This is a genomic window from Paenibacillus nanensis (assembly GCF_003583765.1).
Taxonomy (GTDB): Bacteria; Bacillota; Bacilli; order Paenibacillales; family Paenibacillaceae; genus Pristimantibacillus; species Pristimantibacillus nanensis.
The window spans coordinates 443,043-468,118 of sequence record NZ_QXQA01000002.1; the positions used below are offsets into that span (position 1 = coordinate 443,043).

The following is a 25,076-nucleotide window of genomic DNA, read 5'->3' on the forward strand; positions in this document are numbered from 1 at the left end:
TTTTCGATTGCCTTCAGCCGCTTATCGCTTTGTCAATCGGGAATGCCGCGCCCGACCACGCTTTTCGAGCCGTCCATTCCGCTTCTCCCTGCCAAAATTCAGCATCCGGCGAAAGCCCAAGCGGCAAAAATACGGTTGTGCACAGATACAAGCTTCCCGTTGAGATGTAAGCCTCGCCAATATCCGGCTGACTGCCTGCAAAACCGATTCGCAGCCAGCCTTCATGATCCAAGGTTCCAGGCATTTCAATTTGCCGCTGGATGACGGCGGTTAACGCGCGGCGCACTTGCGAAGGCGCGATATCCTCCGGCAGCTGCTCCCTTAAAGCCATCAAGGACAGATGCTGAAACGCGCCGAAGCGATAAGCAAGCGACCGGCCGATCGGCGGATAGGCGCCTTCCGGCGAAATCAGCCGCTCCTGGACGGCAGCATAGCGGACGGCCCGCTTCTGCGCCTTGACGCGAAGCTCGGACCAATCCGCGAAAGTGCCGCTAACCGCATCCAGCACTTCAACCAGCATCGGCTGAATGACGAAGCTGTTGTAATAATCCCAATGAAAATCGGGACCGTCCCCGTAAGCTCCGTCCCCTGCGTACCATTGTTCATGCTGCCGAATCGCGTAATCGACGCGCATCTTATCCCATTGCGCGCCCATTCGGCTGAGCGCGGCTTCGATCATCGCGCTGAACAGCAGCCAGTTGCTGAAGACGGGGCGGATGCTCCGCGTTGCGCGAAGCGCGTTCATCAGATTTTCCTTCACGCGAGGCTCGAGCGGCTCGAACAATTGGGCTGGAGCCCGAAGGATGGCGTTTGCGAGAAAGGCGGCGTCGACGAGCGGCTGTCCGCCCTTTTCAAAATTCATGAAGTCAGGCGAGCCGGGATCCGTCGCCGCATCGATTGCGTTTCTCGCAAGTTCGGCGAGCAGATCCCGAATTTCGCCCTCCTTCCCCGTCCTTGGTCCATGCTCCAGCCATGGCGAGATGCCGGCCAACGTCCGCCCAAGCGCCTCCAAGTACGTATATTCGGAGCGGTCATCCAGCTTCCCTTCGACCGGCATGGAGGCCCGCAGCCGCCGTTCGGATAAGCAATGAAGCACGGGATAGGCGATGCGAACCATGGTGTCGACCCAGTACGTTCTATCGTTGTTCACGGTAAGCCTCCCTAGTAACGCGTCTTGATCCGGTCATATTCTTCCGTCGTAATCGAAAGCACCGTGCCGTGCTTGAATCCATACGGGAAGCTGAAGCTCTCATCCGAGCGTATGAAACGCCCGCTTTCCAATGAGTCGGATACAAACGGCACATAGCCCTGTCCTTCACCCTCTACGCCGTAGAAATCGAGCATGAGGCACCATTGCCCGCTGCTCAGTTTAAAAGCGGTCGGCGCTTCGTAGACCCCCTGCTGCAGCTTGGCCATTTCGATATCGAAAGCCTCGACCCTTGTATAGCCGCCGCCGGTAATCGAGCTGCCCTTCTCCAAAATAATGGTCGCGGGGTTAGCCTCGCTCTTCAGAAAACGGTAGAAATAGCCGTTCTCCTCATAAATGGCGGAATCGATAATGCCGCTGTCTTCCTTCCGGCATAGCAGCTGCGGCGGCGTAAAGCTCTCGAAATCCCGGGTCCGCGAATAATAGATGCTTTTGGCGCCGTAACCGTTCGAGGCATGGGACGAAGACCAGTGAAGGACGTAATCTTCATGCTCCGGATCGTGGATGACATCCGGCGCCCACACGCAGCCGAATTGTTCGCCGCCGAGCTGCACCAGCCGCTGATCGGACCAGTTTACGAGATCCTCCGACTCCCACAGCGCCAGATGCTTGCTTCCTTCAATGGCGATGTTGTTCCAGCTGCCTTTATATTTGGTATGGAAACAATTAGCCAAGCTCAGATCGGTGGAAAAAATATAAAATTTGCCATTGGCAGCCCTTACAATCGTATGGTCGCGAACGCCCTTTTCGCCCAGCGTGCTTTCAAGCACAGGGTTCCCGCTGTTCACCTGCTCCCAATGGAATCCGTCGGTGCTCAGCCCAAAATAAACTTGCTCGCCGTCAGGCGTCCTTTTCTCCTTAAAATGAACGAATAAATAGGCCATCTCATCCTCCCCATTTCGCCCAAATCGCATCGTATTCGCCTTTGAATAGCGGCAATATTGTGCCGTGGCGTTTCTTCAACCGGCCGAACGCATACTCCTCCGGCTTCAGCCTGCGCCAGCTTGCTCCCGTCGGATCGCCGATGTCCGTCGTAACGATCGGCAAGTACCCGCCATCGCTCGCATATTGGTCGACGAGAAGGCCCCACTTCTCCTCGCCGTTGAACTTAAAAAACTCCGGACCTTCTACATCCTTGCCTGTCAGCCGCAGCCCTAACGAATCGAGCGTTGAAACCGTTTTCCATTCTTTGAGCAGATGGTCGCTTGCTTCGATGGTGATGTGGCCGTCGCCGGAAGCGCGGTAATACTTGCCGCCAGCCTTGATGATGGTCGTATCGATGATCGTGTTATGCTCGCCTCGGGTAATATAAAGCTCGGCCTCCGTAAAGCTGCGGAAATCGCTGGTTTTGCTGCAATAGATATATAAGCCTCTTCCGCTGCCGTCTGCCGTCTCCAAGCTTGATGCCCAATATACAAGATAGTCGCCGGCTTCATCGTCATAGATCGCCTCCGGCGCCCAAGCGCAGCCCGCTTCTTCCGGGGCTACTTCCGCCAGCCATGGCTCCGACCAATTCACCAAATCCGCCGACTCCCAAATAATAAGCGAGCGGCTTCCTGTTACCGTTGCTTGTGCGTCCCTCCAGCCGCCGCGGCGGCAGATGCTAAGATCGGTCGCCATCAAATAGAAGCGGCTCCCGTCCTGGCTTCGAAGCAAATAGGGATCCCGCGCCCCGCGTTCCCCTACGGTGGACCTTAAAACCGGTTGACTGTGATTGAGGTCTTGCCAATGCAGCCCGTCCCGGCTCAAAGCGAAATAGATCTGTTCCCCGTCTTCCTGTTCGCCGATAAAATGGGCAAACAGATATCCGTACAGGGAATCGGAATTGCCCGTTACCCCGAAATACGGAGCTCCTTCCTCGTTCACCGCATAACCCCTCTCTCCTGATAGGCTTTCGAAAAAAAGCATGTGAATTCAAAAAATCGAACCCACATGCTTTACCTTCTATCTCCTGTTATTGAATTCCTTTTTCCTGGAGGTAATTTAACCATTGCTGTTTGTATGACTCTTGAATCTTTTCAAGGCCCGCTTGGTTCGCTTTCTCCATAAAGGTTTGGAGTCCGCCTTCCACATCGTCGACCTGACCTGCCATAAGCGGGAACAGATATTGCTTCATCACCTGCTCCAGAGCGGCTCTCTCCGCCTGATAAGTCGTGTAATCCTCGGCAAACCCCGTATAAATATCCGGAACCTGGATTTTATCCAGCTCGTCGAAGATCGCTTGAATGCCGTCGTAGCTTTCTTCAAAAATCATAAACGAAGGGTTTCTCCACGCCCAGCTGTTGCTCGCTTCGCGTACGAAGCCGTTCGTCGTGTTATCTCCGACCGGTTTATAGTAGCCGTTTTCCACGGTATAGTTCGTGCCTTCGAATCCGTACGAAGCCAGCTGGTTATAACGCTTGTCGGTCACCAATTTTTCATAGAACGCAAGAGCCCGTTCCGCTTTTTTGCTGTTTTTCGGAATCGCGAACCCGTTATGAATCGGATGAACCGGCGTCGCGTAGCCGTTCGTAAGACCAAAAGGATGATAGCCGAGCTCCCAGTCCGGATGGAGCGTTTTCATTTGGTTCAGCATGCTGTTGAAGCGCGTCGGATTGTCCGAGAACAATGCGGCGGCTTTTCCGTTAATGATTTTATCCTGGTTGCTTTCCGTTTCATTCAGCTCGTTTTTGGAGAAATATCCGTTGTCGGCCCAGCTTTTGAACCGTTTGAGATCTTCAAGATGCTCCGCGGAGCCCCAATAGTTCACCATATTCGACGGGTCTTTGTACGGGGCGAGCAGTCCGTAAGGAAGCGCTCCGACATTTTGACGATAGAAGTCCAGAAGAGCGTCCTCAAGCGTTGCATCCACCGCCGCGCCTACCGCAACCGGCTGCATATCCGGTTCATTGGCTTTAATGCCCGCCAAATAAGCCTCGAACGTATCCATGTCCACCGGTTTCGGCAGATTGTATTTCGCGCGCAGATCCTCGCGCCAGACGAAGCCGCCCGTTACGTATTCTTTGTACGTAGAAGGAACGGTGTAAATGCTGCCGTCGATTTTGACAGCTTCCCACATCTCTTGCGGGACGAAGCTCTGCAAGGCCGGAGCCGCCTTCGGCAGCAGCTCGTCCAGAGCGAGGAATGCGCCGTTCTTCGCGTACTGCTGATATTGCGTCCATTCCGCCGTGTAGATCAGATCAACATCTTGCCCCGTGGAAAGCAGCAGCTTGTACTTTTGATCCCAGTCCGTCCAAGTCGTGTAGTTAAATTTCACCGTGGCGTTCAAATCCTCGAGCAGCCACTCGTTGATCTGCGCTTCGACCTTCGGCATGTCTTTCGGCGCGTTTCCGAGCATGTACAGCTGCAATTCCACTCGCTTGGAGGTATCGATGCCCGTAGTTCCTTCCGATGATTGGCCATCCGCCGGGGATGCCGAAGGAGATGGACTTGCCTCGTTATTGCCTCCGTTGCCGCTGCATGCCGCGAGGAGCGACAAGGCGAGCACGAGTGAGAGAACGAGCGCCCAAGCTTTTTTCTGTATTCCTGCCATGTGAATCCTCCCTTTACGTATTTATTGTATATGTTAGCCGGCCATCCGAGAATAGCCGGTTCTAACCTTTGACGGCGCCAATCGTCAGTCCTTTGACGAAGTAACGCTGGATGAACGGATAGAGGAACAGAATCGGTCCCGTTACAACGACGGCCATCGCCATCTTCATCGACTCCGACGGCACCGGTCCCGACAGCACAACGCCGGCGCCTGCTCCAATGCTGTTTAAGAAGTTCGTTGTGTTAATGATGTTGTACAGATAGAACTGGAGCTGGTATTTGGCCGCGTCATTGATGAACAAGGCGGAGTGGAACCAGTCGTTCCAGTAGTGCAGCGCCAGAAAAAGTCCTACCGTAGCGAGGCCCGGCACAGCCAGCGGCATAACGATCCGGTAATAAATGACGAAATCGTTGGCGCCGTCGATCTTGGCCGATTCGACAACCTCGTCGGGCACGGCGGAGTTAATGAAGCTTCTCATCAAAATGATAAGGAAAGGCGTCATTAACGAAGGCCAGATTAACGCGCTCATCGAATTTTCGAAATTCAGATAGTTGGTGATCAGCATATAGTAGGGAACCAGTCCGCCGCCGAAGAGCGTCGTAAAATAAATGAAGAACGAAAAGAAGTTTCTGTACTTAAAATCCTTCCTTTGCAGCACGTAGCCGGCCATTGTCATCAGCAGCAGTCCGAGCAGCGTCCCGACAACCGTAACGAAGATCGTTACGCCATAGGCTCTAATCACATCGTCCGGAATAAGGAAAATCAGCTTATACGCATCGAATGAAAAATCGCTTGGGATGATATTGTAGCCCTCTCTAATAATAGCCTCGTTGCTTGTAAGCGAAGCGGAAATAATAAGCAGGAACGGCAAGAGGCAGAGTATGCTTCCTGCAAGTACAACCGTATAAGCCAGCAGCCGGAACCATTTTGTCGAACTGTCTTCCTTGATTTTCAATCCTCCCGCCCCCTTCTAGAACAGCGCGTACTCTTTATTGATTTTTTTAATGATCGTATTGACGACCATAATCAGCACAAATCCGAAGATCGATTGGTAAACCCCTGCCGCGGTAGCCATCCCCATATCAAAGGTCACGCGCAGCGAACGGTAGACGTACGTATCCAAAATATCCGTCGTGCTGAACAGGAGTCCGTTATTGCCCACCATTTGGTAGAACAAATCGAACTGGCCTTTCAGAATGCCTCCCAGCGCGAACAACAGTAGAATGACAAACGTGTTTTTCAGCATCGGAACCGTTATATACCAAGCCCGCTGGAAAATATTTGCCCCGTCGATTTTGGCCGCTTCGTAATATTCGTCGCTGATCCCCGTAATCGTCGCCAAATAAATGACCATGCTGTAACCGAAGTTCTTCCATAAAAAGAAAATGATAATAAGGAAGATCCAAGCGGTCGGCTTCGAATAAAGATCGACCGGTTCAGCGCCGAGTCTCTCCAGCACGGTGTTCAGCACGCCTTGGTCGTAGTTGAACAAGTTGAACACAATGACGCTCAAAATTACGAAGGAAACGAAGTACGGAAGAAACAATACCGATTGCGTTATTTTTTTGAACCACTTCCCTTTAATCTCACTTAGCAGCACGGCGACTGAAATGGATAAGAAGTTTACGAGAACGATAAACGCAATGTTGTACCCGATCGTATTCAGCGTCAGTTCTAGCAGCTTGCCGGACTTCCATAGAAACTCGAAATTTTTGAGCCCTACAAAATCCATCTGAAATAGATTCGACGAATGGAAGTCAAACTGGACGAACGCATAATAGATGCCGATCATCGGAAAATAATTGTTGATTAAAAAGTACAGCAATGTCGGAAGCAGCATGAGGAATAAAATTCGATTTTTGCTAAGCTCATGCAGCAGCCCTTTCTTCTTTCGCATGGTTGCGGCTCCTTCCTTGTCATCGGTCATTCGGGATGATTCCAACTTTAGGGGAACGACCGTGAACAAAAAAGTGAAAATCCGGTTCACTCGTGAACATTAGAGGCATTCGGACAGTGAACGAAACTGACATTTTTGAATTTCCGTGCTATTTTCGCTGATTTGAATAGATGGAGACTGGCATTTTGCGCATAAAAAAAACGGCAGCCACGGATCATAAATCGTTATCCGTAACTGCCGATCTTCCGATAATATTTGGGCGCGTTGCCTGTTACCGACTTGAACACCCGGCCGAAATGCGTCACGCTCCCGAAGCCTACCTTTCTGGCAATCAAATTCACCTTCATGGCAGAGCCCCTCAGGAGCTTTATCGCCTCCTTGATCCTGACGCTGTTCACGTACTCCACAAACGTGAAGCCCGTCACCTCCTTGAACGATCGGCTCAAATGGTAGGGACTGATATAAAACCTGTCCGCCAGCGAATGAAGGGACAAATCCTCCATGTAATGCTCGTTAATAAAGCGGACAATCTCCGATATTCTATCGTGCATCGGAGTCAGCGAGGCCTGAGGCTCCATAGGACTCAGCTTAACGTGCCGGCAGCAAATAATGAGAAGCTGCACAGCCAGCGTCTGCGCGAACAGCTCGAAGCCCGGGCCTTGCTCCAGCATTTCCTCCAAAATGGCTCGAGCGACCGACTCGATCGACAACCGGTCGCGCAACGAAGCGTTCACGACCACATAATCCCGTTCGAATAAAGGCTTCAAAGCTTCCTTATGGGAGTCATCCGCCGAAAAAAGCTGCTCATGCATATTGATGATGAGCCGCTCGTGCTTCGGCTGCTTGGCGTTGGTCGTGCGATGAAGAACATTGGGCGCGATGATGACGACTTCGCCTTCGTTGATGGATAGGGTCGTGTCCCGAATAAAAAATTCTCTCTTGCCGGACATCAAATAATAAATTTCGTACGTGCTGTGGAAGTGGCTGGCCGGCATATGGTGACTGTCCGCCTTCCGGCGGGATACCCGGAAGGTTCCCGTCTCGTTTCCATAATAATGATCTGTCAATCCATTCCGCTCTCCTTCCCTAATAAGACCATTATAGCGCAAAAAATAAGAAGAATACGAGGAAATCAGCAAAACATGCACATTTTCGAATGCTAGAATAAGGGTATAAACGTAAGGGAGGAACACGATCCATGTCAACATCCGCTTCTATTATGACCCCTATCGAGTGGGCGCAAAAAGCCTGTGAAGCCTTAATGGCCAAGTTCGAGCCGGAGAAGCTTCCGCCGGACCGGTTCCATTATCATCAGGGCGTCTTTCTGTCCGGCATGGAGAAATGCTGGCGGCAGACCGGCGAACAAAAACTGTACGACTACATGAAGAGATGGGTAGACAGCCAGGTTCTCGAGGACGGAAGCATCAAGAAGTTCAATGCCGACGAGCTCGATGACATTCAGCCCGGCGTGCTTCTGTTCACCCTCTATGAGCAGACGGGAGACGAGCGGTACAAAAAGGCGCTGCATACGTTAGTTCCGCTGCTCAAATCCTGGCCGACAAATCCGTCGGGCGGCTTCTGGCACAAGGGGCGTTATCCGAATCAAATGTGGCTCGACGGCTTGTATATGGCCGGGCCGATTGCCGTGCAATTTGCGAAGACGTTCGGCGACAGCGACTACTTCGATCGGATGGCTTTCCAGGCAATCCTGATGGAGAAGCATACGAAGGATCCGGTCACCGGCTTGCTTTACCACGGCTGGGACGAAACCAAGGAAGCCGGCTGGGCCGATCCGGTAACAGGCCTCGCGCCGGAGTTCTGGGGCCGCGCCATCGGCTGGTATCCCGTCGCTTTGCTGGAAATGTTCGAGCACATGCCGGAGGACCATCCGGATAAGCCGAAGCTTGTGACGATTGTTCAAGATCTGTTAATTGCGCTGACGAAGTTTCAGGATCCTGCCACCGGACGCTGGTATCAGGTAGTCGACAAAGGCGACCGCCCGGATAATTGGCTGGAAAACTCCTGCACATCGCTGTATGCGCACGCCATTGCCAAAGCCGTCCGGTTCGGTTACCTGGACGCCAAATATTTGGAGTATGCCTGGAAAGGCTACCAAGGCGTTATCGACACATTGACGTTCGACAAGAACGGCCATGTCGTCATCGGCAGCATCTGCATCGGCACGGGAATCGGCGACTATGCCCACTATATCGCCCGCCCGACCAGCGAAAACGACCTTCACGGCGCAGGCGCCTTCATTCTGATGTGCGTCGAGATGAATTTGGCGGAAAGGCGCTCTTAATGCCTCCATCGACGCGCCAATAGGGAGCCAACAATAAAAAACACGCCGGCAGCCGGCGTGTTTTTTATTCATTCGAGGGATTAGCGGCCCTCACTGCCTAGCCTAGACGGGTTGGCGTGTGCCGCTTTTTTGGGGCAGAGCCCTGCGCAAACAAAATCAACGCGAGGACGCTGAGCCCGATAGACAGACCCGCCAGCAGACCGTCTACGAAATCATGCATCGGCACATAGCGTGTGAGCAGCAAATAAGCCAGGAACATAATCGGACTCAACAATTGAATAAACTTTTTCATCCTAAAACTCCTCCTTGGGTTAATGGATTTTCGATGGGCAGCTTCGGTGTGATTACTGTGTATATCGTTATACACAGTATAACCACTCATTCCTTTATCGTCAATCCCTTCTTAGGAAATAAATTCCTCAAACAAAAAAACGGCCGCCGATATTGGCGACCGTTCTTTATTGATTAAAGCCCGCGGTTATAATCGTATCCAACCGCTTGAAGGAATGCCCGCGCGAGCACCGCATGTCCCGACATGTTCGGGTGTACGCGATCCCAGGCGAGCGTTGCAGGATAAATATGGGCGAGCACCCGGTTAAACGCTGCCTGTGTATCAACGAATTTCGCATCATATTTGGACGCCAGCTTCTTGACGACCTCTCCGTACTGATCCATTGCGCTTCGCATCGGATCCGCCGCATTCGGTTCGATATAGAACGGCGTCATTAACACAAGCCCTTGAAGCTGCGGCCTTGTTTGCTTAATGAGCTGCTCCAGCGTTTCTTCATATTCGGCGATATCCACATGCTGCTCGGTCTGAGCCGGCAGGTCATATTGCCGCCAGACATCGTTAATGCCGATCATGATCGACAGCCAGTCAGGCTTCAGATCTAGCACGTCCGTCTGCCAGCGCTCCTTCAAGTCTCGAACGGTGTTGCCGCTTGTTCCCATGTTTACAACCCGAATCCCTAGCTCCGGGTATGCCGAAGTCAGCAGCGCGTCCACAAGCGACACATAGCCTTTGCCGATTGCTCCGAAAAGTCCTTCTCCGCGGGGTCTAGCCCGCTCGCAATCCGTAATGGAGTCGCCGATCATCACCAGCTTCGATTTTGGTGCCAACAACATTGTTTTTGCCTCCTTTAACGACCATGACAGAAAATTGGTTGGATGTCCATATTGTAGGGCCTCCGCTTTGATTTCCGCAACATCATTTCTTCGTGACCAATTTGCAAAAAAAAAAGCGACCGCCCCAAACTTGATAGAAAGTCCCGGACAGCCGCTCCCCCTGCCTAATGTATATCCTTTTTCTTAAAGTTACCGCCTTTTACCTCTGCCACATCGTAAACCATAATGAAAGCATGCTCGTCGATTTCCAAAATAATTTCTTTCATTTTCCGTTCTTCCAGCCGGTTAATGACGCATGTAATTTCTTTGAAATGCTCGTTCGTATAGCCGCCCTGCACCGTACTGTACGTCGCACCGCGGCCTAAACGGTCGCGGATCGTCTCGATCATAATTTCGGGCTGCTTCGTAATGATTTTGAACGTTTTGGCTCCGCTTAAGCCTTCTTCGACGATATGAATCACTTTGGACGCGATGAAATAAGCGATGCCCGAAAGAATGGCGCCCTGCAGGCCGAATACGGACGACACGACGATAAAGACAAAAACGTTCAAAAATAAAATAAGATCGCTTGTTCCAAACGGCAGCTTCCGAGACAGCAGGACCGCCAGCATATCGATGCCGTCAAGCGCGCCGCCGTTGCGCAAAGCAAGACCCATTCCGAAACCGATAATAATGCCTCCGACCACGGTGACAAGCAGCGTATCGCCTTCGATAATCGGCGAGATATGATGCATAACGACTGTTCCTATCGCCAATGAAGCGATGCCGAGGACGGAATAGACCGCAAAGCTTTTTCCGATTTGCTTATATCCTAAATACACGAAAGGTATATTAAGAATCGCGATGAGAATGCCAAGAGGCAAACCGAACAGCTCCGACCCTACGATACTAAGGCCTGTCACGCCGCCATCGGATACGCTGTTCGGAATTAATACGGCTTCAAGTCCATAGGCGGTAATAAATGCGCCGAGGATAACGCCGATCCCTCGTAAAATCTTATTCCATACTTCAGGCTTTTTGTGCTTTGTTTTCATGCCTAACCTCATTTCATTTGAATGTTTTCCCAGTTTATTATACATCATTTTGGACATTGCAAAAAAATAAGGCGGCACATCTTGTCTCCGTTCCTTAGACAGCCGCTACCATAAAAAAGCGGCAGCCCACGGACATAATCTTATGTCCGCGGGCTGCCGCTTGCCGCATCAGGAATTGCCGGCCGCAGCCGGAATCTTTATGCCGAGTAGGAACCCTGACTACTTGTTGACCTTATAAACGACTAATATTGCGCTTCTTTGAGTCTCCTGGCCATTAGAAAGCTTTTTATAATTTGCGGAGTACTTTACATCTATAATGGCATCGTCCGGGAGACCGGCAAGAAATTTATTGGACTCATCCACCGCGAGAGTGCGGTCGCTGTCTACAAATTCCTTCACTTGAATCATCTATTTCATCTCCTTTCATTTCGAACGAACCTTCGAAATGCCTCGCTTGTCAACACCATATCATCGGCGAACATTGGTGTCAATACAACGAATGCATGACGGTTGACATCCCAGTATTTCCATGATATGGTCTCTCCGAGTGGCATTCCGCGGCATTGCGGGATGCCCTCGTCCATTTTCGAGCACTTTTACAGTAAATGTAAGGAAAGAGGTGAAGGCCCTAAACGCCAAATGCGGTACCATCGTAAAAAAAACGATGCCATCTGCATTTTTCCCTGAAATGCTTTCGAGAACTCATTTTTATTAGGAGGTTTATTTTAAATGAATAACGTTCAACGCATCACATGGATCTGGAGAAAACTAGTCGGGAGTGATATCTATTATGCGCCATAGTTTGAGCCCCCTTAGCGCCGCGAGAGGACATTTAGTCCGTCAGCTTGTCTATTTCGATGAGAGGCTGCCGGCTTTCTCGAATACCTATTTGGCAGAATTCAACCCTGTTGAAAAAAAATTAATCGAGGATCTCATCCGCGAATATATGGAGCAATTATCGGCCGCGCTGGAACATGACGATTCGGTCCTAGGCTCCAGGCTGAAAACCGATATCCTGATTGGCAGTACGGTGAAGGTGACGTATGATGACGACGGGTCGGCTGACTCCTTTACGCTCGTCTATCCTACGGAAAGCGACCCGGACCGTAACCGGATCTCATTCATCTCCCCGTTAGGCAGGCAGCTGCTATGCAAGAAAACGGAGCACCCTCTTGTCCTCGATGTTCCGGACGGCAGGCTCGGTTTGAAAATAAGGGAAGTAAATTATGGCTATATTGGCGGCTTCATCTCGACCTAGCGGGAGGATGCCCATCTTTTTATGAAGGCCGCAACATGCGGCAATACCAACCCCAGCCGGGCAGCGATGACCGAATCGGCTGGGGTTTTCATTATTCGAAGCCATAATAAGCGAATAGAGTCTCCACCTGCTTGAAATATAAATGACCGTCCGGCCAAGGCTGGAAGTGCAAATCCATCCGCGAGTCCTTCCATTCCTCCGGCGTTCCATGTGTGTCAAGCCGCCCCGGAAGCACCGGCGCCTCTACAATTGCCGGAAACTCCTGGTAACCGAACAGCAGATTTTCGTGCATCGCAATGATCTCATATTTCGGTCCGTGAAACGCCCGCTCTTCTTGGAGCTGGTAATGGTAATAAATATAGCTGGCCGCCATCTCCGGCTTAAGATGGGCAACCCTGCCTGCGCGGCGTTCCACCTCCGTCTTTCGCTTCCAGTGGTCTGGGCAGGCCGGTTCATTGAAATGAAAGACATCGATCATCGGAATCCAAAGGCGCTTCTGCTCATGTCCCGGCCATAGCTCCAAATACGGCGACATGATTGGCAGGAGCTCTTCCGCGTCCAGCTTCTTTCCGACGCATTCCGCATAAAGGAACAAATTGCGCTCCCAGCGGAAGCAGCCAAACGTCATCAGCTGCCCGCTTTCTATCCGCCGCCTGCCTGACACATCCTCCATCGCTGCTCTTATCCCCTCTTCTACGCTGCCTGGCTTCAGCTGGGCTCTCGCAATCACTCTGTGGATGGGCTTTTCATTTGCGGAAGCGTTCATCGATTAACCTCCTAGCAGTGGAAAAATCAACTCGTTTGCACTCCTTTCGACGAATCGTTCGAATATCCCTGCACCCTCATCGTAAAAAAACGCCGCCTTCATCAAGGCGGCGTTTCCAATCAGCGATTTGTCGGGCAAGTATTCTCCAACCCGACGGCTCGGACCATCAATTTTATGCGTTTGTTTCGCTACCCGTCTCCGGCTCCGGCTGCGGCGATGGAGCAGGATGCGCTTTGACGTATTCGAGCACATTGTAGATGAGCTCCGCCGCTTCAGCCCTGGAGATCTCGGCTTTTGGACGGAAGTTCCCTTGCTCATCCAGCTTCATGGCGTCATAAGCAAGCGCCCGCTGGATGGATCCGCTGTATTCGATCGTTAGGTCCTCTTCGTCGTTAATCTCGACTGGAGCAAGATTCATCATCGGCAAATTGCTGTGCGCTTCAATCGTTCGGATGAGATAGTGAGTGAACGCTTCGCGCGTCCATTTCTTGTTCGGATCCAGGTCGGCCGGCAGTTCGACGCCATTCACGCTTGCCGTAATCAGCGCATTCGCATACCACGCATCGTCGTCAGCGTTTTTGAAATAATCCGTCGCCTTTGGCTCTACGAGAAACCTTACAAGATCCAGATTTAAATTAGCGGCGTTTACAATAAGCTGAATTCCTTGTGCCGCCGTGATGGTTTCGTTCGGGGCAAATAACGTTTCCGAAATGCCGCGGACGATGCCTTGTTCCTGCAAAGCTATAATTTTATCCTTTGCCGCGATATTCGTAAGATCCGTGAAGGAGCTGGAGGCCGCATAGCTATGACTGACAAAGGTTAAGGAAACCGCGGTTGCAGCGGATAAAGCCAGCATTTTGAACGTTGTTTTCATTTTTTTCACCTCGTTTAGAATTTGGGTTGCCTTACATAAGGAATACAATTCAAGAGTCTCGTTTTTTTCACGCTAAAAAAAATTTTTTGGACAAGAGTTAAAACAGTCTGAAAAACGAAAAAAAGCCGGCGGCGCCGGCTCGTGCATCAGGAAATACTCATTACTCCGTATTATGCGCGTCCCCGCCGGCGTCTCTTGTCTTCAGCTCTTCCCCGGACCTCCTTGATGGGCCCGGCTTAAATAGGAAACGCCATAGCAGCGGCACGATAAATAAAATAAAAAATATACGAAACAGCTGATAGCCCGTTACCATCGATAAATCCGCATCGACCGCATGGGCGATGACGCCCATCTGGTCCATCCCGCCAGGCGCAAGGCTAAGAAGCGCAGTCGCAAGAGATACCGGCTCAAGCTTCGTTAACAGTAAGCTTAACCCGATAGCCCCTGCGATAAGCAGCATACCGCTGAAAGCCGCTAGCGTTATTGTCCGAAGCTTGTTCGGAAGCTTGGCAGGCTTCAGCATAAGTCCGACATAAATGCCGATGCTTAACTGGGCTGCATTTATCATTCCATTCGGAAGCGCTGGTCCATGGACGCCAAGAAACTGCAATAACGAAGCGCCTATAAGCGGCCCCAGCAAAAAAGCGGTAGGCAGCTTCAGCTTTTGACCGGCAAAAGCAAATACGATGCTTACCGCAGCGAATAACAGCACATTCGGAAACAACCCGCTCCAGCTAGCTGCTTCGGCCGTCGCTGCCGCCAAAGGCTCGGAAGCCGCCGCCTCGTTGCCCGCTCCTTCCGCAAGACCTAAGAACGGGCTGTACACAAGGAGCGGCACGCAAATGACAATCATCATCAGCCGCATGACCTGCGTGACGGTTACGACCGTAATATTGATGCCTTTCGTTTCCTCAGCCAGTATGAGCACTTGCGAAAGTCCGCCGGGAATGCTGCTCATGAGCGCCGTTTTATAATCCGATTTCGACAATTTGGACACGACATAGGCGATACACGCGCAATATAGCAGCAGAAGCGCCGTCATGATTACCATATAAGGCAGCTGGCTGCCGATTTCCCGGAGCGCCTCCCCCGTCATCGCCAGCCCCATCGTATACCCGACCGTAATCATACTGGCATTTCGCACCGACATCGGCCAATGATAGCCTTCCTTCCATACGGAAGAGCCAATTAACGCCGCGACCATAGGCCCAAGAAGCCAAGGAACGGGAATATGCAGCCATTCAAACAAGACGCCGCCGATGATTGCGGATAAAAGTGAAACCAATATACGGGCTGGTTGGCTCCGAATGCTCTTTGTTATCATGTCTTTCAGCCCTTTCCTAACCGTTTCCTTCTATTATAGCAATGGAACGGCTAGTCCGCAGGCTTCCAACACGCCACCCTATTCCTACAACGACCGAAGCGCTCCCTTCGGCACTTCCTCGCTCACTTTGAACATCATCACCGACCCGAGCCTTGAGCTGCTGAATTGCGACGTGCGGTCTCCGGATATTTCAATGAAATTATTTTCTATAGGCTCAGCCGACAAGGCCGTATCCACTAAAGACGCAGACTCGCATTGATGAAAGACCCCGGACCATGAGGGACTCCTCGCAACCCGTTCAACTGGCTCTCATACTTGACTTGCTTCATATCAACACCTGCTTCGTTTATAATTTTATTATTAACCTTGTATTTTTCCGTCTGTTACTTCTGAAAGCCAATGAAGGAGAATTCGCATGTTCAAATCCATTCGACATGGCGTGTACGGATATCGATTTTCCGAGCCTGATATGGACTCACTGTTGAACCTATATTGTGCGGGGTATTACAGGGTCACGAATCGGGATTACTGCTGGCATGGACGCCAAAGGCAGGACGGGCCCCTTTACTTATTCCAATATACTCTCTCAGGCTACGGCATTGTGGAAATCGGCGGTACGCCTTATACCGTCTCGCCTAATCATGCGTTCATGGTGGAAATACCCGGTGACCACCATTATTATTTGCCGCCGCAGAGCGACCACTGGGAGTTTATTTTCATCCTCGTCCGCCCTTCTCATTTAACGGATATATGGGAGAATATTATCCAGCGGGTTGGTCCTGTTCCCAAGATCCCGCTGGACAGCTCGCCGATTCATTCCATTTATAATATATACCGCGAAGCAAGCATGGACCGGATTGATGATATATTTCGGGCCTCTGCGCTCGTCTATCATTTCATCATGGAGCTTTACCGATTCAGCCGGCTCCCCTCCTCCTCCCAAGAAGAGTGGCCGCAATCGCTTCGTGATGCTGTTCAATTTATGAACGATCGTTATCAGCACCCGATAGGCCTTGAACAAATCGCCGACTATGCCGGGCTTTCCAAATATCATTTCAACCGCCTTTTTACCCGCACGACGGGCCAGACGCCTATCCAGCATTTAACCCAGATCAGGCTGGAGAAAGCTGTGGATTTGATCAAAAATACGGCGTTATCCTTTGAAGAGATCGCCAAGCAGGTCGGGTATACGAGCGGCAGTTACTTTACGAAGGTGTTTAAGCACCATATCGGGTGCAGTCCCAGCGATTACCGTCACGGCAATGCCATGCTGCCCGTAAATCGAATGACCTTAAGGTAAGAGCAATATAGTGCAAATACGAGCAATAACTTCGCGTAGATACCCCGATTTATTTGATCTATACTTTTATTTAAATAGAGCAAAATAATAACAGGGAGTGTCGCTTATGAATCATCATCAGTGGGCTGAAACGCCGCCGATGGGCTGGAACAGCTGGGATTGCTACGGAGCCGCGGTGCGCGAAGAAGAGATTCGGGGAAATGCGGAATACATGGCCAAGCATTTGCATCGGTTCGGCTGGGAGTACGTTGTCGTCGATATTCAGTGGTCGGAGCCCGGCGCAGTATCTTCACAGTACAGGCCGTTTGTCCCCCTCGAGATGGACGAATATTCAAGATTAATTCCTGCAGCGAATCGGTTTCCCTCTTCAGCCGGAGGGAAAGGCTTCCGTCCTCTATCCGATTATGTGCATAGTCTGGGACTGAAGTTCGGCATCCACATCATGCGCGGCATTCCGCGCCAGGCGGTGCATGCGGGCACGCCGATTAAGGGAACGAACGCCACGGCGAGAGACATTGCGCATACGAATTCAATCTGCCCTTGGAATACTGACATGTATGGGGTCGATCCGCGCAAGGAAGGCGCGCAAGCTTATTACGATTCCTTATTCGAGCTTTATGCGGAATGGGGCGTCGACTTCGTGAAGGTAGACGACATTGCCGCGTCGAGGCTGTACGGCATCCATGCGGAAGAGATTCAAATGATCCGGCGCGCCATCGATAAATGCGGACGCGAGATGGTGCTCAGCTTATCGCCCGGTCCCGCCCCGCTCGAATATGCCGAGCTTCTGCGGGATAACGCCAACATGTGGCGGATGACGGACGACTTCTGGGATATATGGAGGCTGCTTTACGAAATGTTCGAGCGGGCTGAGAAATGGGCTCCGCACGTAGGGCTTGGGTCTTGGCCAGATTGCGATATGCTGCCGCTTGGCCATCTGGGCATCCGCTCTGTCGACGGCGGCGGGGCGGACCGCTGGACCCGCTTTACGAAGGATGAGCAGGTGACCATGATGACCTTGTGGAGCATCTTCCGCTCGCCGCTTATGTTCGGCGGAGAGCTGCGGGATAACGATGATTGGACGCTGTCTCTCCTCACCAATGAGGATGTTCTAAGAGCCCATAAGGAGGGCCGCAGCCCGCGAATGGTATACCGTCAGGAAGACCGTACCGTATGGAGCTCCGAGGATTCCAACGGACAGGTGTATGTCGCGCTGTTCAACCTCCGCGAAGAGGAGACGGAAGTAGCCGTCTCTTTGGACCAGTTAGGCCTAACCGGCAAGTACGCTGTAAGAGATCTATGGAAACAGCGGGATAGGGATAGCGTCTCGGATCAGATCGCCGTTTCGCTGCCGCCTCATGCTTCGGCGTTCTTTGCATTAACGAAAGCTTAACGCCATTCACCCGCCTTTTCTTCGATTTATGGCGAACAGCATAACGCCTCAGCAAAAACGCCACCTTCACGAAGGTGGCGTTAACGTTCGCTGTTCATTCTATAACTACCATTCGGCTATGCTGCCGTCGCGGTTGCGCCATACCGGATTACGCCAGGAATGCCCGATCGCAGCCATCTCCTTCACTTTCTCCTCGTCAATTTCAATGCCGAGTCCCGGCTTATTCCATGCGGTTACATAGCCGTCCTTATACTCGAAGACGCCGGGATCCGCCAAATAATCAAGCAGGTCGGAGCCTTCATTATAATGGATGCCAAGGCTCTGCTCCTGAATAAACGCATTGGGCGTACAGAAGTCAAGCTGCAGCGACGCCGCCAGCGCGATCGGTCCGAGCGGGCAATGCGGAGCGACCGCAACATCGTAGGCTTCCGCCATCGCCGCAATTTTGCGCACTTCCCAGATGCCCCCCGCATGGCTAAGGTCGGGCTGAATAATATCGACCGCGCCTGTCTCCAGCAGCGACTTAAAGCCCCACCGCGTATACATCCGCTCGCCCGTCGCAATCGGCGTCGACGTGTAGCCGGCGATTGCTTTGAGCGCTTCGTTATTTTCCGGAAGCACCGGCTCTTCGATGAACATCGGCTTGAACGGCTCCAGCTCCTTCACCAATATTTTTGCCATCCCTTTATGTACTCTGCCATGGAAATCGATGCCGACGTCAAGGCCGTAACCGACCGCCTCGCGAATTGCCGCTATACGGGCGACCGCCGCCTCCACTTTGCCGTAGGAATCGATCCAATCCAGCTCCTCCGTGCCGTTCATCTTGATAGCGGTGTAGCCCTGCGCCGCCTTCTCCAGCGCCGCGCTTGCCGTATCCGAAGGCCGGTCGCCGCCGATCCAGCCGTATACCCTCACTTTATCGCGCACTTTGCCGCCGAGCAGCTCATAGACCGGCACCCCAAGCCGCTTCCCTTTAATATCCCACAGCGCCTGCTCGATCCCGCTGATAGCGCTGGTTAAGATCGGACCGCCGCGGTAGAAGCCGCCTCGGTACAGCACCTGCCATAAATCCTCGATGTTTCCCGCTTCCTTGCCGATCAAATAATCGGACAGCTCCTCCACAGCAGCTCGCACCGTATCGGCACGCCCTTCCACAACCGGCTCTCCCCAGCCGATCACCCCGTCGTCCGTCGTCACCTTTAGAAAAAGCCATCGCGGCGGAACCTTGAACAGTTCTAAGGAACGAATTTTCATCCCGTCAGCTCCTCTTCATTCTCGTTATCTTTCATACCATGCATGCCTATTAATCCAACAACGATTTTATGAATGAGAATGGTACAACCGTTCCTCTAAAGAACAGTCACCTTGGCTGTCGCGGCGAATCCGTTCGAATCCAGCTTCCATCCCGGCGAACCGAAATAGGGGGTGCCGTCCTCTCTCCATAACAGCCGTTGAACGCGTGCATGACGATTGGGATCGTAAAGCGGATCGCCGTTGATCTCTTTATAGGGCCGTGAGTGATAGACGAGCAAGTCGGCCGTACCATCCTCGGAAACGGTAAAGCTGTTATGTCCCGGACCGTACTCGGAAGCGGCCGGATCGCTGACTAACACGGGCTCCTTCGATTTCGACCACGATGCCGGATCCAGCGGATCGCTTGAATCGGAGGCCGTCAATAACCCCATACAATACCGGTCATCCGTACCGCTTGCCGAATAAGCCAGAAATATGCGGCCGTTCCGCTGCAATACCGCTGGCCCTTCGTTGACGCGGAACCGTTGAATTTCCCAGTCGTACTCCGGCGATGTGAGCTTCACCGGCTCGCCGGCTATCGACCAAGGCGTATCCATTCTCGCGATAAATAGACATGAGCCGTCATCGGCCTGAGCCCATACTAAGTATCTAAGACCCTGATGTTCGAAAGTCGTCGCGTCCAGCGAGAAGCTGTCAAGCGGAAGCTTGATCATCCCCTTTTCCGCCCAGACGCCCGTTAGCGGATTATCATCCGAGCATTCCAGGACATAAGGACGGATGGCCCATTTGTCCTCAGCCGTGCCTGCCGCAAAATAGATGTACCATTTCTCTTGAATATAATGAAGCTCCGGCGCCCAAATATGGTTGCCCATCTCGCCTGTCTGATGCTTTGTCCAAATGACCGTCTCCTCCGCGTCCGTTAAACCGGCAATCGTCCGGGAGCGTCGAAGCACCAGCCGGTCGTACTCCGGCACGGAACCGGTGAAATAATAATAGCCGTCCGTGTGCTTGTACACATAGGGATCCGCGCGATTCGGGACGAGAGGATTCGGATAACGATCCTCCTGAATCGTTCCTGTTACCGTAAAGCTTCCCGGCTTCTCGAGCAGCGCCGGTTCGACCGGCTGCCATTCGACCGGGAATTTTTCACGCATGCCGCCTTCCAGTTCCGCCACGATATGCTGAGGCAGCCGCAACGAATCGCCTGCCGCAACTACAATCGCACACTCTTCAACAGCTGTTATTTTCATGTTCATCGCTCGCTCCTTCTATAATCTGTTACGCATTGCCTGCTTGCTCCCTCAAGTAACAGTTTAACGTTCTTTGAAAGGATTAACTATAATGGAAATCAACTATTTTTTTGTAAAAATGCACACAGCCGAACCGAGCATTTTATTCCTTATAGCCAAAAAAACAGACGCTCGTGGCGATGAGCGTCTGTGTATGCTTACCCATATGTTCTTACGTTTATCTCTTTATCAGGATTAACTGCCGCCCGCCGTTCCATCAGCATGCTGCCGGCGCCGATCGCCAGAGCCAGGCCTACCAGAATCGCTCCGACCCAAGGAAGCGACGCCAGCGACAAATGCATAATCACCCATCCGCCGACGAAAGCGCCAACCGCATTGCCGAGATTCCCCGCGGAATGGCTGGATGTGGAGGCTAATGCCGGAGCGTCCTTGGCGATGCCCATAATCCGGACCTGCAAGCCAGGCATTACGGCGAAAGAGCCCGCTCCCCAAACAAAGATCGTCGCAACGGCGGCAATTTCGCTGCGGATCGTAAAGGTCAACGCCGTTAAAGCGAGAACGACAACGATGTATGTGCCCAGAAGCGAAGGCATAAGCTTCCAGTCCGCCAGTTTGCCGCCAATCATATTGCCGACGGTCACTCCTATGCCGAATAATACTAGAATCCAGGTCACACTATGTTCAGCAAATCCTGTAATATCGACAAGCAGCGGCGTAATGTAGGTGAAGACCGCAAACAGACCCGCGTTGCCCAGCGCGCAAATGAGCAGGAACACCATCAGTTTCGGACTAACCAACGCCGCTACCTGCTGAAGAATGCTGGACGCCTTCGGCTGCTGCAAGCGCGGAATGAGTAGGATGATGCCGGCCAGCGCTACAACGCCCATGAGGGCAATGGCCCCGAAAGCTGCGCGCCAGCCCATATTTTGGCCGATATAGGTGCCAAGCGGCACGCCAAGAATATTCGAAATGGTCAGGCCGGCCATCATGACGGAGACGGCGCCCGCTTTCTTGTCCGGACGGACCAGGTTGGCCGCGATGACCGCCCCCACGCCGAAGAAGGTGCCGTGCGTTAGCGCGGTAAGCACTCTTGCGCCCATTAGGACAGCATAATTCGGAGCGATGACGGATAAGCCGTTACCCGCGATAAAGAGCAGCATAAGCGCGATCAGCAGCTTTTTCTGCGGAATCCGGTGCGTCAGCAGCGTCAGAATCGGTGCGCCGACAGCAACACCCAGCGCATACATCGTGATCAGCTGGCCCGCCGCTGGAATGCTGACGCCAAGATCGCTCGCTACGTTAGGCAAAATGCCCATAATGACGAATTCGGTCATGCCGATCGCGAAGGCGCCGACGGTTAGCGAGAGCAGTGAAATGGGGAAGCTGCCTTTCGCCTTTCCCGGAAGGCTATTGTCTGGTTGCGATATTTCCATGAAGTCGTTATTCCATCCTTTCAAGCTTACAAGTTGCATAAAATATGGCGGTACGGTATCTAATAAGAGCATTCTACTAGAAGTAAAGCTTGTTGTCTGCACAGTATAGAACGAAATAAATGTCAACCTCAAAAAAAAAACGATAACCCCTTCCGCCTATCGGCAAAGAGATTATCGTTTATCGCACGCTGGTTCTGAGGAAGATTGCCGTATCGAGAGTACGGGAGGCAGCACGATTCGTTCGGGCGGCTCCCCCGGCTGACCGATATGGCGGAGTAGAAGCTGAACGACCGTCTGCCCCATCTGTTCGATCGGCTGAGCAACCGTTGTAAGCGGCGGATCCGTAACGGAAGCGAGCACCGTGTCATCGAATCCTACAATTGAGCAGTCATATGGTATGCTCAGGCCTGTTCCTTTGGCCGCTTGAAGCGCCCCGATCGCAAGCAAGTCGTTGCAGCAAAAGATGGCGGTCGGACGATTCTCCCTCTGCAGAAGCTCAAGCGCTTTGACCTTGCCCTCTTTGATGCCGCTGCTAATAATCAAAGCCGGGTCGAGCCAAATACCGGCCGCTTCGGCGGTTTGCCTGAACCCGCGCACCCTCTCTCTGCTGCTGCTGATCGAGTCCTGCTCGGCAAGCACGCCTAAACGGCGGTGCCCCAGCTCGATGAGATGCTGAGCAGCGGCAGCGCCGCCCGCGTAATCGTTCACGACAACTGTCGGAACGCGTACCGACGGAAACTCGCGGGCAAGAAACACGGTCGGAACGCCGTTGCGAAGCAGCGGCTCAAGCGCCGACGGCTCCTTCATCCCCGTCCCGATAATAACGCCGTCCACCTTTTTCTGCTGAAGCAGGGCGGCATAGCGCTCGACCTTTTCGTCGTTGTTATCGGTGCTGCATATGAAGACGCTGTAGCCGTAACGCTGCCCCTCGTCCTCGACCGCCCTGGCAATCTCGGCAAAAAAGGGGTTGGATATGTCCGGCACGAGCAATCCCAGCGCATAAGTCTTCTTGCTGGTAAGCGCGGAAGCGATCATGCTCGGCTTATAGCCCATACGCGCCATGATACGCCTAATTTCCTCTCGACGCTCCTTGCTGATTTTCCCCTTCCCGTTAATGACATGGGATACGGTAGCAATGGACACGCCCGCTTCCTTGGCAATATCATAAATGGTCGGTTTCATCATTCCGTTCTCCATTCGCTCGAATCGAATCGCACTTCCATTATGCTCCAATTGGAGAGCGCTTTCAACGATTTCTTGGTCCCGTCTGCGGAGGCGCCAGCCATTCGTGTTCAGGGTCGTTGCGAATTTTCCAAGTACGGTTCGGTCCGGCCATCACATTCAAATAATAGACGTCGTAGCCTGGAGGTGCCGCGACGGGATGATATCCTCTTGGCACGAGCACCGTCTCGCCGTCGCGCACGGCTAGCGTCTCGTCAAGCGAGCGGTCGTCCGTATAGACGCGCTGAATCGCGAAGCCCGAGGACGGATTTGTATGATAATAGTACGTTTCTTCGAGCAGCGACTCCTCCGGCAGGTTATCCTGGTCATGCTTGTGCGGAGGGTAGCTCGACCAGTTGCCGCCGGGCGTGAACACCTCGACGACAAGCAGGCTGTCAGCGGGCTCGCTCTCCGGCAAGATATGCTGAACGAGCCGTTCCATGCTGCCGCTGCCCCTCTGCTCGATGACGACCTGCTCCGGCGCAATGAGACGCGCTCCGCGCCCTCCCTTGCCAGGGGCCATACATACCGCCACCTCAAGCTCCGTCAACGCCGTCACGGCGTAGCGGTCTCCGCTTGGCACATAGACGGCGTATGGCGGCTTTTTCTCGAACACGCTCATCCGCTCGCCGATGCCGCTCCAGCTTTCGGCGTTCGTCGCGACGTCCGCTTTGCCGCTTAGCAGCACTAGACAAGCCTCATGCTCGCCCGTCTCGCGCCGTAGCGTCTGACCCTGAGCTAGCTGGTACACTTCAAAGCCGACATAATCCCACCCCGCCGATTGCGGCGTGACCGATAGCACGCAGCCGTCCGAATCTGGCGCCGGCCTCGGCGGTACAATTAGATTGACCATAAGGATTCGCTCTCCTCTCTGCTCCATTTATGCCAGTTCGCTGAGCTTGACCGGTCTGCCCAGCTTGACGGACCGCTTTGCGGCCTGCGCAATGAGCTCCGCCTGCAGCCCGTCGAAGCCTTCAACCGGGAGCGGACGGTCATGCAGCACGCTGTCGATGAACATTTTTGCCTCCTCGACGTACGCTTCATTATACCTTTCGAGGAAAAAATGAAGCGGCTTATCGCGGCCGACGCCGTTTTCGTCGCTGACAACAACGGTATTCGGGTAGTCGTTGTCGGCGGCTGCAGCTCCTCGGGAGCCGAAAACTTCAACCCGCTGATCGTAGCCGTACGCTGCGCGGCGGCTGTTGTCGATGACGGCGAGCGCGCCGCTCTCGAACGTCAGCGTCGTAATAACCGTGTCCAGATCGTCCAATTCCCCGAACACCGGATCGACGAGCACCGCGCCTTGGGCGAATACGGTATCGACCTCGCTGCCGGCCAAATAACGGGCCATGTCGAAATCGTGAATCGCCATATCCATGAAGATGCCGCCGGACACTTTAATGTAAGCCGGACTAGGGGGATTCGGATCCCGCGACGTAATCTTGATAAGATGCGGCACGCCTACGCGCCCCTGGCCGACTAGCTCGCGCAGCCGCTTGAAGTTATGGTCGAATCGGCGGTTGAAGCCGATTTGCAGCTTCACTCCGGCCATCAGGACCGCTTCGAGCGCCTCTCGGGTCCTTACGGCATCCATGCTGACCGGCTTCTCGCAGAAGATATGCTTGCCCGCTGCCGCGGCTTGGATGATCAACGGCACATGCGTGTCCGTCGACGAGCAAATAAACAGCGCGTCGATTTCCTGATGCCGTACCAGTTCAGCGCTGTCTGGCGTGACGATCCCGATGCCGCGTGCCCCCGCCCAAGCCTTCAGCTCCTCGGTGACGAACAAATCGCTGATCGCGACAACCTCCGCCTCCGCCATACGGAGCAGATTATCGGCATGAATTTTGCCGATGCGGCCTGTGCCGATAATGCCAACTTTAACCTTTTTCATGCTGCCGCTCCT

The 25,076-nt window shown here is 53.0% G+C and carries 24 protein-coding genes; 4 read left to right on the plus strand and 20 right to left on the minus strand.

Annotated features, from left to right (window positions below; translation table 11 throughout):
• Nucleotides 1-13: 13 nt before the first annotated feature.
• The 7 genes from D3P08_RS05135 to D3P08_RS05165 all read right to left on the minus strand — a co-directional run bounded on the left by D3P08_RS05135 (nucleotide 14) and on the right by D3P08_RS05165 (nucleotide 7,703).
• Entirely contained in the window at nucleotides 14-1,150 is a 1,137-nt protein-coding gene (locus D3P08_RS05135; protein ID WP_119598361.1) for a DUF2264 domain-containing protein, read from the minus strand.
• Between the two features lie 11 nt (nucleotides 1,151-1,161).
• Nucleotides 1,162-2,091, minus strand: a complete 930-nt coding sequence (locus D3P08_RS05140) for a glycoside hydrolase family 43 protein (RefSeq protein WP_119598362.1) — start codon at nucleotides 2,089-2,091, stop codon at nucleotides 1,162-1,164.
• A gap of 1 nt (nucleotide 2,092) precedes the next feature.
• Nucleotides 2,093-3,073 carry a glycoside hydrolase family 43 protein gene (locus tag D3P08_RS05145; protein ID WP_240647319.1) on the minus strand — a complete coding sequence of 327 codons (981 nt, stop codon included), beginning with the start codon at nucleotides 3,071-3,073 and terminating at the stop codon, nucleotides 2,093-2,095.
• Between the two features lie 88 nt (nucleotides 3,074-3,161).
• A complete protein-coding gene (locus D3P08_RS05150; protein ID WP_119598364.1) occupies nucleotides 3,162-4,739 on the minus strand; it encodes an extracellular solute-binding protein in 1,578 nt (525 codons plus the stop codon).
• A 61-nt stretch (nucleotides 4,740-4,800) separates the two neighbouring features.
• A complete protein-coding gene (locus D3P08_RS05155) occupies nucleotides 4,801-5,694 on the minus strand; it encodes a carbohydrate ABC transporter permease (RefSeq protein ID WP_119598365.1) in 894 nt (297 codons plus the stop codon).
• Nucleotides 5,695-5,709: 15 nt separating this feature from the next.
• Nucleotides 5,710-6,636: an ABC transporter permease gene (locus tag D3P08_RS05160; RefSeq protein ID WP_119598366.1), complete on the minus strand. Its 927-nt coding sequence runs from the start codon at nucleotides 6,634-6,636 to the stop codon at nucleotides 5,710-5,712.
• A 224-nt stretch (nucleotides 6,637-6,860) separates the two neighbouring features.
• A complete protein-coding gene (locus tag D3P08_RS05165) occupies nucleotides 6,861-7,703 on the minus strand; it encodes an AraC family transcriptional regulator (protein WP_119598586.1) in 843 nt (280 codons plus the stop codon).
• A 131-nt stretch (nucleotides 7,704-7,834) separates the two neighbouring features.
• Between D3P08_RS05165 and D3P08_RS05170 the strand changes: the two genes are divergently transcribed.
• Nucleotides 7,835-8,938 carry a glycoside hydrolase family 88/105 protein gene (locus tag D3P08_RS05170; RefSeq protein ID WP_119598367.1) on the plus strand — a complete coding sequence of 368 codons (1,104 nt, stop codon included), beginning with the start codon at nucleotides 7,835-7,837 and terminating at the stop codon, nucleotides 8,936-8,938.
• Nucleotides 8,939-9,035: 97 nt separating this feature from the next.
• Here D3P08_RS05170 and D3P08_RS05175 read toward each other — a convergent pair whose 3' ends face one another.
• From D3P08_RS05175 to D3P08_RS05190, 4 genes are all read right to left on the minus strand, one after another.
• Nucleotides 9,036-9,230: a hypothetical protein gene (locus D3P08_RS05175; protein ID WP_119598368.1), complete on the minus strand. Its 195-nt coding sequence runs from the start codon at nucleotides 9,228-9,230 to the stop codon at nucleotides 9,036-9,038.
• A 173-nt stretch (nucleotides 9,231-9,403) separates the two neighbouring features.
• The gene (locus D3P08_RS05180; RefSeq protein ID WP_119598369.1) at nucleotides 9,404-10,063 is read right to left on the minus strand and encodes an SGNH/GDSL hydrolase family protein; all 660 of its coding nucleotides are present in this window, start codon (nucleotides 10,061-10,063) and stop codon (nucleotides 9,404-9,406) included.
• A 164-nt stretch (nucleotides 10,064-10,227) separates the two neighbouring features.
• A complete protein-coding gene (locus D3P08_RS05185) occupies nucleotides 10,228-11,097 on the minus strand; it encodes a YitT family protein (RefSeq protein WP_119598587.1) in 870 nt (289 codons plus the stop codon).
• Nucleotides 11,098-11,316: 219 nt separating this feature from the next.
• Entirely contained in the window at nucleotides 11,317-11,505 is a 189-nt protein-coding gene (locus D3P08_RS05190) for a sporulation protein Cse60 (RefSeq protein ID WP_119598370.1), read from the minus strand.
• A gap of 382 nt (nucleotides 11,506-11,887) precedes the next feature.
• On the opposite strand from D3P08_RS05190, the gene D3P08_RS05195 reads away from it, so the two are divergent.
• Nucleotides 11,888-12,355, plus strand: coding sequence for a GreA/GreB family elongation factor (locus D3P08_RS05195; RefSeq protein WP_119598371.1), 468 nt, complete (start codon nucleotides 11,888-11,890; stop codon nucleotides 12,353-12,355).
• 91 nt (nucleotides 12,356-12,446) lie between these two features.
• Here D3P08_RS05195 and D3P08_RS05200 read toward each other — a convergent pair whose 3' ends face one another.
• The 3 genes from D3P08_RS05200 to D3P08_RS05210 form a co-directional block, all read right to left on the minus strand.
• A complete protein-coding gene (locus tag D3P08_RS05200; protein WP_119598372.1) occupies nucleotides 12,447-13,121 on the minus strand; it encodes a hypothetical protein in 675 nt (224 codons plus the stop codon).
• A 172-nt stretch (nucleotides 13,122-13,293) separates the two neighbouring features.
• Nucleotides 13,294-13,995, minus strand: coding sequence for an S-layer homology domain-containing protein (locus D3P08_RS05205; RefSeq protein WP_119598373.1), 702 nt, complete (start codon nucleotides 13,993-13,995; stop codon nucleotides 13,294-13,296).
• A gap of 160 nt (nucleotides 13,996-14,155) precedes the next feature.
• Complete coding sequence (locus tag D3P08_RS05210; protein ID WP_119598374.1) at nucleotides 14,156-15,319, minus strand: AbrB family transcriptional regulator; 1,164 nt, start codon at nucleotides 15,317-15,319, stop codon at nucleotides 14,156-14,158.
• Nucleotides 15,320-15,734: 415 nt separating this feature from the next.
• On the opposite strand from D3P08_RS05210, the gene D3P08_RS05215 reads away from it, so the two are divergent.
• Together D3P08_RS05215 and D3P08_RS05220 are read left to right on the plus strand one after the other, a co-directional pair.
• A complete protein-coding gene (locus D3P08_RS05215; RefSeq protein WP_119598375.1) occupies nucleotides 15,735-16,619 on the plus strand; it encodes an AraC family transcriptional regulator in 885 nt (294 codons plus the stop codon).
• Nucleotides 16,620-16,725: 106 nt separating this feature from the next.
• Nucleotides 16,726-18,012 carry a glycoside hydrolase family 27 protein gene (locus tag D3P08_RS05220; protein WP_119598376.1) on the plus strand — a complete coding sequence of 429 codons (1,287 nt, stop codon included), beginning with the start codon at nucleotides 16,726-16,728 and terminating at the stop codon, nucleotides 18,010-18,012.
• Nucleotides 18,013-18,117: 105 nt separating this feature from the next.
• Here the strand turns inward: D3P08_RS05220 and dgoD are convergent, their stop codons facing one another.
• From dgoD to iolG, 6 genes are all read right to left on the minus strand, one after another.
• Nucleotides 18,118-19,266: a galactonate dehydratase gene (gene dgoD, locus D3P08_RS05225; protein WP_119598377.1), complete on the minus strand. Its 1,149-nt coding sequence runs from the start codon at nucleotides 19,264-19,266 to the stop codon at nucleotides 18,118-18,120.
• A gap of 95 nt (nucleotides 19,267-19,361) precedes the next feature.
• The gene (locus D3P08_RS05230; protein ID WP_338068703.1) at nucleotides 19,362-20,522 is read right to left on the minus strand and encodes a family 43 glycosylhydrolase; all 1,161 of its coding nucleotides are present in this window, start codon (nucleotides 20,520-20,522) and stop codon (nucleotides 19,362-19,364) included.
• Nucleotides 20,523-20,713: 191 nt separating this feature from the next.
• Nucleotides 20,714-21,949, minus strand: coding sequence for an MFS transporter (locus tag D3P08_RS05235; protein ID WP_119598378.1), 1,236 nt, complete (start codon nucleotides 21,947-21,949; stop codon nucleotides 20,714-20,716).
• Nucleotides 21,950-22,120: 171 nt separating this feature from the next.
• On the minus strand, nucleotides 22,121-23,131 hold the full coding sequence (locus tag D3P08_RS05240) for a LacI family DNA-binding transcriptional regulator (protein WP_119598379.1): 1,011 nt from the start codon (nucleotides 23,129-23,131) through the stop codon (nucleotides 22,121-22,123).
• Between the two features lie 64 nt (nucleotides 23,132-23,195).
• Nucleotides 23,196-24,023: a 5-deoxy-glucuronate isomerase gene (gene iolB, locus D3P08_RS05245; protein WP_119598380.1), complete on the minus strand. Its 828-nt coding sequence runs from the start codon at nucleotides 24,021-24,023 to the stop codon at nucleotides 23,196-23,198.
• A gap of 27 nt (nucleotides 24,024-24,050) precedes the next feature.
• On the minus strand, nucleotides 24,051-25,064 hold the full coding sequence (gene iolG, locus D3P08_RS05250) for an inositol 2-dehydrogenase (protein ID WP_119598381.1): 1,014 nt from the start codon (nucleotides 25,062-25,064) through the stop codon (nucleotides 24,051-24,053).
• Nucleotides 25,065-25,076: the final 12 nt, after the last annotated feature.